General features: G+C 72.8%; 5 protein-coding genes. 4 read left to right on the forward strand and 1 reads right to left on the reverse strand.

Annotation, left to right across the window (positions count from 1 at the left end; genetic code table 11):
* Positions 1–81: 81 nt before the first annotated feature.
* Positions 82–294: a helix-turn-helix domain-containing protein gene (locus tag ABZ801_RS04685; protein WP_067911029.1), complete on the reverse strand. Its 213-nt coding sequence runs from the start codon at positions 292–294 to the stop codon at positions 82–84.
* 2,133 nt (positions 295–2,427) lie between these two features.
* Here ABZ801_RS04685 and ABZ801_RS04690 point away from each other — a divergent pair.
* From ABZ801_RS04690 to ABZ801_RS04705, 4 genes are all read left to right on the forward strand, one after another.
* Positions 2,428–2,952, forward strand: a complete 525-nt coding sequence (locus ABZ801_RS04690) for a pyridoxamine 5'-phosphate oxidase family protein (protein WP_360692830.1) — start codon at positions 2,428–2,430, stop codon at positions 2,950–2,952.
* A 204-nt stretch (positions 2,953–3,156) separates the two neighbouring features.
* Positions 3,157–5,646: an excinuclease ABC subunit UvrA gene (locus ABZ801_RS04695; RefSeq protein ID WP_360692833.1), complete on the forward strand. Its 2,490-nt coding sequence runs from the start codon at positions 3,157–3,159 to the stop codon at positions 5,644–5,646.
* A gap of 340 nt (positions 5,647–5,986) precedes the next feature.
* Positions 5,987–12,127 (forward strand): ATP-binding protein, encoded by a 6,141-nt coding sequence (locus ABZ801_RS04700; RefSeq protein WP_360692836.1) that lies wholly within the window; start codon positions 5,987–5,989, stop codon positions 12,125–12,127.
* The gene (locus ABZ801_RS04705; RefSeq protein WP_360692839.1) at positions 12,124–14,022 is read left to right on the forward strand and encodes an MBL fold metallo-hydrolase; all 1,899 of its coding nucleotides are present in this window, start codon (positions 12,124–12,126) and stop codon (positions 14,020–14,022) included. Before ABZ801_RS04700 ends, ABZ801_RS04705 begins: the two co-directional genes overlap by 4 nt.
* The last annotated feature ends 575 nt before the right edge of the window (positions 14,023–14,597 follow it).

Here is a 14,597-nt window from a genome sequence, read left to right on the forward strand (position 1 = left end):
CGAGCATCCCGGCACCGCCGGTGCACCGGCACCGGCGACCGCGCGGCCGGCGCCCTGCCCCGAGATGGAGCCGGCGCCGGGTCAGCCCTTCCTGCGCCGTGTGTTGCCGCCGCGTCCGCGCAGCGGGACGCCGGCCTCCTTGAGGATGTTGTAGATGAATCCGTACGACCGGCCGGTCTCGGCGGCCAGGTCGCGGATGCTCTCGCCGGACGCGTATCGAGGGGCGAGCTCGGCCGCGAGCTTGGTGCGCTCGGCACCGGTCACGCGAGTGCCCCTCGCCAGGGTGCGGGCCACGGGTACCTCCTGAATCGACGTGTATGTCGGCTGCCCGGCGGGACGTCCCCCCGCTGTTCAGCACGCTGTTGATCTACCCAACCTACACATTCCCCGCAAACAGGCCGCCAATGCCGCACGAATCGTCACATGAACGGCCGATGGTGGACTTTTCCATGGCGATCGGCAAGTCGCAACCGCCGCGCCGGTGACGATCGCCACGTCCCGGCCCCCCGACCCCGCGCGGTCCGGTCCCATCCGGCCACCTCCGTCCACCCGGCGAACGCCGCTCCCACCCTGTACGGACGAAGCGGCACGGACAGCTCGATCATCACCAAAAGACGCGAACCGGCGACCGACCGTGACCTGGGCGAACACCCCTCGAGCCGTCCCTGCCCACCAGCGCGCCCGGCCCACGCACCCCCTTCGCCCGCGCCCCCTCGCCGCCGGGGCGGCGGTAGGTGGCCAGGACCCGCCGGCGGCGAGCAGGCCGGGGGGCGGCTGGGAAGGCGCACCACGCAGATCGCGCCGTTCGGCGCCTGTTCGCTTTACCCCCCTCCCGCACCGACAATCGGTCGATCACCGCAGGGAAATGGCCAGGAAGCGTTTACCTGACGGCGTCATAAACGTGCCGTGGATCGATTTTTGCCGCATGTGACCTTTCACTCGAGGAGGTAACGCTGATCACATCTCGCCGCGTCCCCCTCATGCTCCGAGGCGCGTGTGGTCTTCGCCTCAGACGACGATGCCGAGGTGAATCGGAGCCAGAAACCGAAGCCGTCCCCGCCCCGTCTGAGTCGGAAAGTGAATGTCGGCAAAGCCGCGCCGCTACTGCGCCAGGCGGGGTTCTTACGAGGCCGGGAGAGTCCGTCGCCGCGCTGGTGACGACCGACCTGAACCTGCCCCCGACCAGCCAACTCGCCGTGACCGCGACGCACATCCCGGCCTTCTCGGACGCGGACGTACTCTGCGAGAGCCGCAAACTGCGGGTGCGCGCTGTCGAACATCCGGTCCGCCGACATCCGGCCGAGTTCGAGCCGCCCGGCATATCTGTCGTGACCCTTCATTCCGGAGAGGCGCTCGATTTCGGCACGGTCGACGGTCAGGACGTGACTTTCTGCTCCCGCTCCCGCCACCGTCCGCTCCCGCACCGAAAGCACCCGAACCACAGGCCCCCGCGCCGCCAGCACCGGAACCCCGATCCCCCAGCCCACAGGCCCCGCCCCACAGGCAGCCGCGCCTCCGCCCGCGTCCACACCGCCCGCCGCGCCGGACACGCCCCGCGCCGCCGACACCGCAACCCCCAGCCCACAGGCCCCGCCCCACAGACAGCTCCGCCCGCCGCCACAGCGCCCGCCGCGCCGGAGACGCCGCCTATCGGATCACCGGCGCCACGTTCAATCCGCTCCCCAGACCGGCCGGCGCGCCGCCGAGGGCTGGACACCCCGGGCCGCACAATCTGATCCGGCGTGGCCTCCGCCCCCACCCGGCTGCTCGGGCGAGCAGCCGGATCGAGGCGCGCGTCTTCGGCGCCGGGGCAGGTCCGAACGAACGGACACGCCGCACAACACCTTCACCCCCGGCTTCGTCGCCGCCCGCCAGACCCACCGCACCGCCGGAACGATCCGCTTGCCTCCGGCACCGGCGCCTCCCGCTTCCCCACCGCGTTCGTCGCACGGGCTTCTCGGCGCACGCCGACGCGCCGCCGAGCTGGAGGCGGAGAACGCGCGGCTGCGCGACGCGCCTGCAGGGAATGGACGCCCTGGAACTGACCGCCGAGTCCGGACGGCACGCGACGAGGTCGCCGCCCCGGCAAGCCAGGCGACCGAAACGAGAGCGAACCCGGCGCAGGCCCGCCGCAAGATCCCGGGGTCCCGGCAGTACGGGCCGAAGACGGCAACGGATACCTCTGACCTGCACCGATACGGGCGGACGGTTGGTGATCGCAGACTCAGGAGGAACCGCACGCCGCGCTGGAGGCGCCGGCGCGGGATGCCGTCGTTCGCGCCGATCGCCCCGCTGGTGGTCGAACTGGGCGAGGAAACCTGACAGAAGTCGTCAGGTTTCGGGTCGAGCATGGGTTCACCGGTCGGCGCCGATGGCGGACGTGGACCGGGACCTCACGAACAGATGGATGGATGGGAACGACCCTCAGTGCGCGAAACACCAGAAGAACTCAAAGAGCTCCAGGCCCTCCTGGACGCCTCCCTCTCCCGCTCCACCTCGCACCTCCGCTCGATCATCAACGCCGAGAGCACACTGACGGCAGAGCAGCTCACCGGGGTCCTCACCGGCATGTGCACCCTCGCCCTGTCGACCGTGACGGCGAAGGGCGAACCGCGGATCAGCGGTGCGGACGGGCACTTCCTGCACGGCAAGTGGCACTTCGGGACGGCGCGCGGCGCCGCCAAGGCCCGTCATCTGGCCGCCCGTCCCGCCGCCAGCGTCGCGCACATGCGCGGTGAGGATCTGGGCGTGTTCACTCACGGCACGGTGGAGATCCTCAATCCCCAGGACGGCGAGCCGGCCGCGGACTGGCCGTACCTGCTCGCGTACTTCAAGGACTTCTACGGCGACGACTCGTTCGACTGGGACAACGACGTGGTCTACTACCGGCTGCATCCGCACTGGATGAGCGTCTACGCCCCCGACATCTCCAAGCTCACCTCCCTGTCCTGATCCGCGGCACGGGCCGCATGGGACCGGCCACGTGCTGATGGACGGAAGGACTCGGCGAAGCGGCCGCTCTGCGCCATTGATGACGAGCGGCCGCCGCATAGAGATCGGTTTGTTCGGCATGGGCGGGGCCTCTCCCGCCCATGCCCTGCTGCGTTACGAGAAGGCGGACGAAGGTTGACGGCATTCGTACGGGACGTCGCGAGCATGGGGCTCGAGACCATCGACGTGGTGGGCGCTCGTACCAACAATCTGCGGGACGTGTCGGTGAGCATTCCCAAGGGGCGGCTGGTGGCGTTCACCGGAGTGAGCGGCAGCGGCAAGACCTCGCTGGCCATCGACACCCTGCACAACGAGGCCCAACTGCGGTATCTGGAAGGACTTTCGCCGTTCGTACGGCAGTACATCACCCAGCGCAATCGGCCGAAGGTCGATCGCGTCCGGGGACTCGGCGCGACGCTCGCGGTCGACCAGCGCCGCCTGAACCGCAACCCCCGCTCCACGGTCGCGACGATCACCGGCATCGACGGGCACCTGGGGCTGCTGTACTCGCGCCTTCCGAGGATCGGCGCGGACCCGGCGGCGGACAGCGGGGACGGGCATCTGACGACCGCTCACTTCGACCGCAATACGCCCGAGGGCGGCTGTGCGGACTGCCACGGGGCGGGCGGACGCTGGCGGGCGCAGGAAGACCTGATCATCACCCACCCGGAGCTTCCGCTCTTCGAGGGCGCCTCGCCCTGGTACGCGAAGTGGCGGTCGGGGGAGCACCTGTTCGTGCCGGCGCTCGCAGAGAAGCGGGGCGTGGACCTCGCCCTGCCATGGCGGTCGCTGCCCGAGGAGTTCCGTCACTGCGTGCTGTACGGCACGGGTGACGAGGCGATCGAGGCGAGCGTCGACATACCGAACAAGAATGAGACGGCCCGGATGACCTACACCTCGAGCCGGCCGCTGCGGGGCGCGCTCGCCGAGGTGGAACGGGTGTTCGTGAACGCCCAGACCGCCGGCGCCAAGCAGCGCTACCTGCCGTACATGCGCAAGCAGCCCTGCGGAACCTGCGGCGGCAGCGGCTACGACCGGGTGGCCCGGTCCGTGCGCCTCGGCGGGCTGACCTACCCCGACCTGCTCGAGGTGGAAGTACGGGAGGTGCGCGGCTGGGCCGAGCGCGTGGCGGACGACCTGGACGCCCGGGAGCGCGAGGTGGGTGAGCCGCTGCTGCAGGACCTGGGCCGCAGGCTCGCGATCCTCGACCGGCTCGGCCTGGCCCATCTCCAGCTGTCCCGGGGGGCGGCGACGCTGTCGGGCGGTGAGCTGCAGCGGACCCGGCTCGCCGCGCAGCTCAGCACCGAGCTGAGCGGCATCATCTTCGTCCTGGACGAGCCCGGAACCGGACTGCATCCGGCCGACAAGGCGCACCTGCTCGACATCGCCCTGGAGCTGCGCGAGGCCGGCAACACGGTGCTCCTGGTCGAGCACGACCCCGAACTGATCGCCCGGGCCGACTGGGTGATCGATATGGGCCCCGGCGCGGGCCGCCTCGGCGGTGAGGTCCTGGTGTCGGGGCCTCCCGCCGACGCGGTCGCCCACCCGACGTCGCTGACCGGCCGCTATCTGGCCGGTGAGGGGCCGCGGCTGCGCCGGGCCCGCCGCCCGGTCGGGGAGGACACCGGCTGGGTGGAGTTGCACGGCCTGCGCGCGCACAACGTGACCGCGGAGCTGGTGCGTTTCCCCGTCGGCCGGCTCACCTGCCTGACCGGGGTGAGCGGCAGCGGCAAGAGCAGCCTGCTCGGCGCGCTCGGGACGAACGCGCAGGCCGCCCTGAACGGGACGGCGACCGACACGGCGCGGAAGGTGACCGGCCTCGCGGGGTTCGGCTGGGTCGCCGTCGTCGACCAGGAACCGCTCGGGCGGACGCCGCGGTCCAACCCGGCCACCTACAGCAAGGCGTTCGACATCGTCCGCAGGCTGTTCGCCGAGACCGACTTGGCGCGCGGGCGCGGGGTCGACGCCTCCTGGTTCAGCTTCAACACCGCGGGTGGCGGCCGCTGCGAGACCTGCACCGGTTATGGCCGCAAGCTGGTCGACATGCACTTCCTGCCGGATGTGTGGGTGGTCTGCGACGCGTGCGAGGGGCGGCGTTACAAGCCGGAGGCCCTGGAAATCGAGTATCAGGGGCTGGCCATCGATCAGGTGCTGGAGCTGACCGTCGCCGAGGCCGCGGAGCGGTTCCGCGCGCCCCGGCAGCTCGCGGAGATCCTGGGAGCCCTGAACCAGGTCGGGCTCGGCTATCTCCAGCTCGGCCAGAGCGCCACCGAGTTGTCCGGCGGCGAGGCGCAGCGGCTGAAGCTGGCGTCCGCGATCCAGCGTGGCGCCGCGAGCCGCAGGGCCGGCCTCGTCGTTCTCGACGAGCCCGTCTCGGGCCTGCACCCGTCCGATGTCCAGCGTGTGGTGGACGCGCTCGATGTGCTGCTCGACTCGGGCAACACCGTCGTCGTGGCCGAACATGACGTCCCCGTCGCCGCGTCCGCGGACTGGGTGATCGACCTGGGGCCGGGTGCCGGTCCGGACGGAGGTGCGGTGGTCGCTGAGGGCACCCCGGACGTCGTCGCGGCGGCGGACACCCCGACCGCCGGTTTCTTCCGCCGTTACGCGGCGGGCCTGCCGCTCCTGGAGATGCGGGAAGGCGCGCCCCGCTGAGGGGCCGGAGCAGGCCACCCGGAAGCTCGCCGAGGGCGGGGCGGCATCCGCGCCGGTGACGTCTACGTCATCTCCACGGGGGCGCCTTCGGCGAGCGGGACGGTCGAGATCGGCATGACGCGGCGGCTGGACCCGACGGACCGGGTTCGCGGGCTCGGCGACACCGCGATTCCGTGACCGGGCGAGGTCGAGCGGAGACCGTCAAGCAGGTCGGTCAGTGTGGCCGATGCCGGTCGCCCTTCTGAGGCGGGAGCGCGCATGTCGGCCATCGCGGTAAATGTCAGAGGCCGGTGTCGACTTCGGCCGGCGACGTCACGGCACCCGCATCCCCCGAAGAGAGGTGTCACTGATCGTTTCCAATGCCGATCACGAAGCGGGATCACACGACTACCCGCTCGGCCGGCTCGCGCTCGAGCGGGAGGGGGAGCAGGCCGCCCACCGGGCACTCCAGCGCGTCGAGGCGGAGGACGTGCGCCGGGCCTTCCTGCGCTATCCCGCCGAGTTGCGCCGAGCGATCCTTGACGTCGTCGGCCTCCCGGACCTGCGGAAGGTCAGCGGACGGGCGGCCGGCACGGTCCTGGCCCGGCTGCGCGGCGGACGGCACAGCTCCCGGCTGCGTTCGCGGGTCGCCCATCCCCTGACGCACGGATACCGCAACTGCGACGGCCTGACGGCGGACGAGTGCGTCGGCCTGCTCGGCGGTGACGAAGACGTGCTCCGGCGGGCCGGTTGCCTGACCTTCAACCTGCTCGTCCAGTCGGCCGCGCCACGGTCCCTCACCCGCTGGGCCCTGGCAGAGGTCATCGCGCACGACGCCCAGCTGGCCCCCGTGGCGCTGACGCAGCTGCTCGGCATGGCCGACGAACTGGACGAGCAGACGGTCGCCTGGCTGCACGACACCTGGACGGCCCTGCGCACCCGCGAGCCCCGCCTTCCGGAGCATCCGCGGCTTCCCGACACCCCTCCCCTGGCCCGCGCCAAACCGCACTCGCACCCTCCCGAACCGATGGAGACCCCGATGAAGACGCCCCCGTCGCAGCCGCGGTCATCCGGTGACGGCGATGCCCGGCGGCTGCTGGACGACGTCGAGGCGGCCTTCGACGAGGCCGTCTCCGCGGCCGACGCGGTGCGGGACGCCGTGACGGCGCGGCGCCGTCCCGGCGACACCGATCTGCGACGGCTCACCGAAGCCGCACTCGCCTTCGACCGCCTCCGCACGGCGCTGCCGGGCGACGCCGCCGTCCCGTCCGAGCCCACCCTGCACGACATGCGGGCCGCGCTGGACGAACGCGCCGTGACCGAGGGCAACGCCGCCCTCATCGGAAGGCTCACCACCGTCACGGGCCCGTCGGCGGTCGAAGAGGTCCTGGCCGAGATCCGCACGGCCGCCGCGCGTGGCGAGCCGTCCGGGCTGGCCGTGCTGACCCGGCTCATCGACGCCGCCGCCGGGGACGTCGACGTCGACGAGGTGGGCGCCCTGTCCGGACAGGCGCACGAACACCTGCCCGGTCACTGGAGCAAGGCCATCACCTACGCCGCCCTCGGCCGCCTGACCCTTGCCGACGTCCCCGGGAGCGCCGGCGCAGAAGACGACGTCCCCACCGTCGAGCGGTCACCCTCCAGCCCGGCGCAGAAGGCCGTCTCAGCCTCGCTTGAGCCCACACCGCCTTCTCCCTCAGCCCCGGCCCCCGCATCCGAACCCGACGCCGTCTCCACACCCGAGGACGCAGCCGCAACATCCCAATCGGCTGAGGCGGCATCGCCCTCCGAGGCGCCGGACGACCTGGACGCGCTGCTGATCGCCGATGGTGAGCAGCGGGCGGCGGCCGCCCGGGTGTCCGCCGCCTCCGCCGACGCCGTCACCGCTCCGTCCGGCACGCGGGACGTGACGACGCAGCCGCAGGCACCCATCACATCCGCAGACGAAACCGACGAAACCACGGATGGCGGCTCCGAGCCGTCCGACGCCGCCCCCGAAGCCATCGCCGGCGACCCCGGGCGGCGCCGGGCGCCGGCGGCCGAGGCCGCCGCGCTCCGGGCGGGGCGTCCCGCGCTGGCCGGCTGGGTGCGCCTGGCCGGCGGCGCGCCCGAGGCACAGGCGAGGGTCCGCTGGGCGGCCGCGTTGGCGCAGGAGACGAACGCCTCGGGCGGGCGCCTGTCGTCGGCGTACGTCGAGATGGTCCGCGGGCTGGACGCCGCCGCGCTCGACGACGACTCCGCCGGACGGCTGCTGGCCTGGGCGTCGGCGATCCGGGCGGGCATCGTCCGGCCGAGCCCCGAGTCCGCGGAGCTGCTCAGGCGGCACGCCCCGGTCGTGGCCGCGCACCGGGGCCTGGCCGCGCTCGGTGACAGCTTCCTGCGCGCCGCCAATCGCGGCGACTACCTGGTGCCGGGCGTGTCCAACGAGCTGCGCGACACCCAGCGGGCCGAGGAGCAGCGGCGGCTGCGCTCCGCGCAGGCCCGCCAGCTGCTGGCGGAGGGCCCGCGCAAGAAGATCAAGTACCAGCTCGCCACCGAGGTGTGGAAGCACCTGCTGCAGGACGACGGGGAGGTCGGGCGGCTGCTGGCCCTCGCCGCCGCCGACGCCGAGGACCGCGCCGGGCGGGCCGGCGCCGACGTCGAGCGGCTGCGCGCGGCCGGCGCGGTCGAGCGGCTGATCGACGACACCACGGCCGACCTGCGGGGCGGCCGGTCCAAACGGCGGATCGAGGCCGCCGCCCGACGCCGCCTCGGCGAGCTGGTCGACGAGGCCCTCGACATCGTCCACGACTGGAGCCGTGCGGCGCGCGAGGTGCTGGTCATCCGCGACGCCAAGCCGGAGCACCTGGGGATGCAGCAGCGGCTCGCCCAGCTGCGCGGTGAGGCGTTCGAGGTGCGTGACGACTGCGTGGCGGAGCTGGCCGAACTGGAGCGGGACGCCCCCGACCCGGTGCTGGGCGCCGCCGCCCGCACCGCCGGCTCCCTCCTGGAGGACACGCTGCGGCTGCTGAGCGGCGCCCCGCTCGGCGCCGAGCCCCGCACCCCCGACCAGGTGACGGGGCAGGACCTGCTCCTGGCCCCCGGTATCGCGCTGCGCCCCGGGTCGTTCCAGCCGCGCGGCGTCCCCGCGCTGTCCCAGCTGCTCCCCCTCTGCGACGGCGGCACCCCCGACTGGACGGCGGCGTTCGACGCGCGCGCCCAGCGCGACGACCACGTCGGCACCGAGGCGATCGTCCGGGCGCTGCGCACCGTCGACGCCGACCTGGCCGCCGCCCTGGAGCGGCGCCGCGGCACCCTCAAGGAGCAGGCCCGCAGGGAGATGGGCGAGCTGCGCGAGAAGGTCGGCGACAAGCTCGCCCAGATGCGCCGCGACGGACAGCTCGACGAGAGCGCCGCGACCCGCCTGCAGACCCGGCTGCGGCCGCTGAACGACCCCGACCGCGACGACTTCGACCGGCTGCGCGCCGTCGCCGAGTCCGTCGCCGCGGAGGCCGACGAGATCGCCGCCCGCCAGGTCGCCGGCGTGCGCGCCGACCTGGAGGCGCACCTGGGCGAGCCGTCGGTCGCCGCCGCGGCCGACCGGATCCGCGAGTACCTGGACCGGGGCGACCTGACCACCGCCCGCGAGTCGCTGGTGCAGGCCCGGCAGGGCCGTGAGCTGCCCGAGCCGTCGCGTGAGCGCGGCCACCTGGCGCGGTTCTTCCCCGCCTTCCCCGACGCGTTCGAGGCGCTGGGCTCGTCGCGGCGCAACGAGCAGGTCAGCACCGCGATCAACACGCTCATCGACGCCATGGAGCACGGCGGACGGCTCGACGACGACCGCCTCCGCCGCCTGCTGTCCGGCGCCGGTCTCGACCTGACCGCGCTGCGCCGTCCCGGGGTGAGCCGGGAGGGCCTGCGCAAGTGGCGCACGGTCGCCCAGGGCCCGAAGGCGGCCGGCAACCTGCTCACGGCGATCGAGCCGGTGCTGCGGATGATCGGCCTGGAGGCCGCGGCCCGTCCCGGTGCGGCCGAACGCGCCCGCACCTGGATCGAGCTGACCGGGGTGCACTGGCGGGGCCCGGCGCTGCTGCCGCAGTTCGGGACGGGCATGAGCCCGTCCGGCGACACGCTGCGGCTGCTGCTGGTGTGGCAGCGTCCCCGCCCGCAGGAGATCGTCGAGTGGTTCAAGGGCGAGCCCGCCGACCAGACCGTCCTGGTGTGGTACTTCGGGACGCTGTCGGCGGCCGACCGGCGGCGGCTGGTGCGGGCCGCGCGCCGCCGCCCGCACCCCGTGGCCGTGCTGGACGACGCGGCCATCGGCTACCTGGCCTGCCTGCCCGAGTGCGACTGGACCGACACCGTCGAGGTGCTGGCCCCGTTCACGTCCTTCAACCCGTTCATCCCCACCGGCAACGTGCCCGAGGAGATGTTCTACGGGCGGCAGGAGCAGTTGCGGCAGGTGATCGACCGCAAGGGCGGCTCGTTCGTCTACGGCGGACGCCAGCTGGGCAAGTCGGCGCTGCTGCACGCCGCCCGCCGCCAGGTCGACCGCGACCCCAACCGCATCGTGATCTTCAAGAGCATCTCGGCCGTGGGCCGCACCGACCCGGCGGACGCGGTCTGGGCGAGGCTGCGCCGCCCCCTGGCCGACGTGGGCGTGCTGTCCCCCGCCCACACCGGCGGCGACGCCGAGGAGATCCGGGAGGCGATCCGCGCCTGGCTGGCCGGCGATCCGCAGCGGCAGCTGCTGATCCTGCTGGACGAGGCCGACGAGTTCCTCAACCGCGACGCCGACAGCGCCCGTTTCGCCAACGTCAGCGCCCTGCGCGACCTGATGAGCGAGACCGACCGGCGGGTCAAGGTGGTGTTCGCCGGGCTGCACCAGACCGCGCGGTTCAAGAGCCTGCCCAACCAGCCGCTGGCGCACTTCGGCGAGCCGATCTCCATCGGCCCGCTCCAGCCGCAGGACGCCTTCGACCTGCTCACCAAGCCCCTGGCCACGCTGGGCTTCCGGCTGCCCGAGACACTGGCCGCCCGCGTCATCGCCGAGGCCAACAACGCGCCCGCGCTGATCCAGCTGTTCGCCGACGCCCTGCTCAAGCACCTGCAGCGGCAGACCGCCGACGAGCACCCCCTGCCGTACGAGGTGACCCGCGCCGACGTGGACGCCGTCCGCGAGGACGCCCGGCTGGCCGAGGGCTTCCGCGAACGCTTCGACTGGACCATCAACCTCGACCAGCGTTACAAGGTCATCGCCTACGTCGTGGCGTTCCGCGCCCTGACGGAGGCCGCCGACGCCACCGCCCCGGCCGGTGACCTGTTCGGCGAGTGCCGCCAATGGTGGCCCCAGGGATTCGCCCAGTGCACCCGCGACGAGTTCCAGGGCCTGCTGGACGAGAGCGTCGAACTGGGCATCCTCCTGGCCGAGGACGGACGGTACCGGCTGCGCACCCCCTACATCCTGGACCTGCTGGGCGGCGAGGAGCAGGTCCAGGAGTCCCTGGACCAGGCCGAGGAGTTCGAGCTGCCGGACTCCTTCGACGTCCACTCCTACCGGTCGGTCTATCCGAGCGGCCCGGAACGCTGGGAGCGTTCACCGCTCACCAGCGGCCAGGTGTCGCGGCTGCTGCGCAGGGCCAACCTCGTCCACGTCCTCGCCGGGTCGGCGGCGCTGCGGCTCGAACACGTCCCCAACGCGCTGCGCGCCGAAGAGGACCACAACCCCCACGTCAAGGTGCACGTGCTCCAGAGGGGCGGCACCTTCGACGCCCTGGTCGCCAAGGCCCGCACCCGCCGCGGCCACACCCTGATCGTGATGGACCTGCGCGAACGCACCGCCGAGCAGGCCGCCGCGCAGATCCGCGAGGCGTGCGAGACCGTCACCCGGCACCACTCGTCCCACGAGGGCACGCTCGGCGTCGTCTTCACCGCCCCACCCGCCCTGGCCCCCTTGTGGCTGGCGGCCCGCACGGGCGGCGAATCCTCCCTCGCCCCGGGCGGGAACGCCGAACTGATGGAACTGCGCCGATTCGACCCGCCCTCGATCCGGCAGTGGATGCGCGAGGAGGCGCACGCCTTCCAGACCCCGCACAGCCAGCAGAACCTCCTGGCGGCCACCGGCGGCTGGCCGATGCTCATCAGCAAGGTCCTGGACGGCGGCGCCGTCGCCGACCCCGACGCCGCCCTGGACAAGTGCCACCGCCTCCTGCGCGACACCCCGCAGGCCCTCGTCTCCGCCGCCGGCGTGCACTGCCGGCCGCCCGTGCAGGCCGCCTGGCAGGCGCTGGTCGACATCGACGAACCCGGCACCCCCGCCGACCTGGCCGACCTGCTCGCCCCCGGCGAGGAGGCGGACCACCCGCTGGGACCCGACGCGCTGCGCCGCCACCACTTCCGCTCCATCGCCGACGTGATCGAGGTGCTGCGCATCCTCGGCGCCCTGATCCCCGCTCCCGGCAACCCACACGAACTGGTCTGCGAACCGGTCCTGGCCGGCGCCACCCGCGGCGAGCAGGCATGAACGGTCTCCCACTGGACGCCGCGCTGACGGCCGCCGCGACCGTCGTCCTGGCCCGCGACACCTATCAGGGCCCCGACCGCACCCCTGCCGACCTGCTCCGCAACCGCCGCTCCTGGCTGCTCGGCCTGATCGCCAAGTCGTCCGCCCTCCGCGCCGAGGCCCGCACCCTGCTCCCCGACGAGCACCCGGCCCGGCTGCTCCTGCATCCGGACACGGACGTCGCCACCGCCGCGACCCGGTTCGCCGCGCTGTCCACGACCGCCCTCGAACGCCGCGCCCGCCAGCTCACCGAGCGCAGGAACCAGCTGCAGCAAAAGCTCGCGTCCACCCGGCGAAAACTGGAGTACGAACAGAAGGACACCGCACGCCTGCGCTCAGAGCTGGCCGTCGCCCGGCAGGCCGCCGCCGACGCCGAGCAGGAGATCACCGACCTGCGGGCACGCCTGACCGCCCACCACAACCGCCTGAAAGACCCCCGCTCCCTGGCCGCCGCCCTCCTCACGGCACTACCGCAGGACGCCGACGACACCCTCCGCACGAGCCTGCACAACCTGATCGCCCCACCCCGCGCCACCGCGTCCGTCCACTCACGCGACCTGCGCGTCACCCCCCTCGGCGGCGACGACCACATCGGCGGCTCCTGCCTGCTCGTCGAGTCCGGCGACACCCGTCTGCTGGTGGACGCGGGCATCCGCCCCGGCGACACCCCCGAGCCGCCCCGCGACATCGCCACGGCGCTCCAGTCCCGCCCGGAGGCGGTGGTGGTCACGCACGCCCACGCCGACCACTGCGGCTACGTCCCCGCCCTCGCCGCCCGGCTGCCCCGCCTGCGCGTCGTCGCGACCCCCGAGTCGTGCCGCCTCATGCCCGTCATGTGGCAGGACTCCCTGAAGGTCATGCGGCGGCGCGCCGACATCCGCACCTCCTACGGCGGCTCCTGGCAACCGCTCTACGACCACACCGCCGTGGACGACGCGGTCGCCCGCCTGGAAGAACTGCCTTTCGGCGCCCCCCGCCGCATCGGCGACCTGACCGTCGAACTGTTCCCCGCGGGCCACATCCTCGGCGCCGCCGGAGCGGTGATCCGCGCCGGCGACCGCCGCGTGGTCGTCACCGGCGACATCTCCGGCTTCCGCCAGGAGAGCGTCGACGGCTACCGCCTCCCCGACAGCGCCCGCGGCGCCGACCTGCTGGTCCTGGAATCCACCTGCTGCGCCGAAAAGCACGACGACCGCGAAACCCGCGTCACCGACCTGATCTCCACGGTCACCGACGTGTACGGGGCCGGCGGCCGCGTGCTGATCCCCGCCTTCGCCCTGGGCCGCGCCCAGGAACTGGCCCTGCTGATGCGCACCCGGCTGCCGCACGTCCCCGTCCTGGTCGACGGCATGGCCAAGGACCTGACCAGGACGTTCGAGTCCGTCACCGACCTGTCGATCTTCGGCGGCAACGTCGCCCCGGCCCCCCGTCCCCCGGCCTTCGACCGCTTCACCGAGGGCGTGGTCATCGCCACCTCCGGCATGCTCACCGCCGGCCCCGCCGTCGAATGGGCCGCCCGCATCCTCCCCGACCCGCACAGCGCCGTCCTGCTCTCCGGCTACCAGGACGAGGAATCCGGCGGCCGCCGCCTCCTCGACGACGCCCGCCACGGCGCCCCCGACCACGAACTCCCCGCCCGCCACGGCACCCGCTCCGTCCCCCTACGCGCCCGCGTAACCCAGATCCGCCTCTCCGCCCACGCCGACCGCCACGGCCTCCTCGAAATAGCCGACGAGACAAAACCAACCCAGGTCATGCTCGTCCACGGCCTCCCCTGGAAACAACACGCCTTCCGCCAGTCGCTCCACATCCACGGCCACACCACCACCCCCACCGCCCCCTGGCAGACCACATAGCCACCCACCAAAAGCCGCCGCATCCCCCGGGCGCCAATTCCGCCCACGCAACGCCTACGGAAGGGCCATTCCCAGTGCACGGGTGTGCCGCAAGACTGGCACGGCATCGCCGTGCCAGTTCGCCGGATCGCCCGCCCAGGAGCCAGGAGAGGGTATCGGCATGCTCGCAGTGAAGGCTTGTCGCCGATCGCTGCGCAGGTCTGCGATCCGGTTCAGCCGTGCAGCAAAGGATCCCTCGAGAACCCGCCGCGCCGCTACCCCGTTCCCTCCTCATCCTGATCAAGCTCATCCAGCCAGCGCTCGAAAAGATCCTGTACCGATCGAATTTCCTCGAGCTTAAGGCTGGAGAGCGAGCGAAGGGCCAGCAGAGAGATATCCGGCAATCCCAAGCGTCCCGAACCCTGGGCGGTAGCTGTGGAGCGGCAACCCGAAGGGGCCAGAGTCCACCCCCCTCAGGCCGATCCACAATATTCCGACGCTCCACAGGAGCCCAACATACGTTCTGTTGGGACACAGGCCCTCCCAGACCGCGATTCGGATTTGGATTGCACTGCACTCCAACCGTCGGCACCTGA

The organism is Actinomadura sp. NPDC047616 (assembly GCF_040642915.1).
GTDB classification, from domain to species: domain Bacteria; phylum Actinomycetota; class Actinomycetes; order Streptosporangiales; family Streptosporangiaceae; genus Spirillospora; species Spirillospora miaoliensis.

What these genes read in the sequence shown, in the direction of transcription:
- ABZ801_RS04705 (WP_360692839.1), top strand. Translation starts at nt 12,124, where the DNA reads ATGAACGGTCTCCCACTGGACGCCGCGCTGACGGCCGCCGCGACCGTC.
- ABZ801_RS04695 (WP_360692833.1), top strand. Translation starts at nt 3,157, where the DNA reads ATGGGGCTCGAGACCATCGACGTGGTGGGCGCTCGTACCAACAATCTG.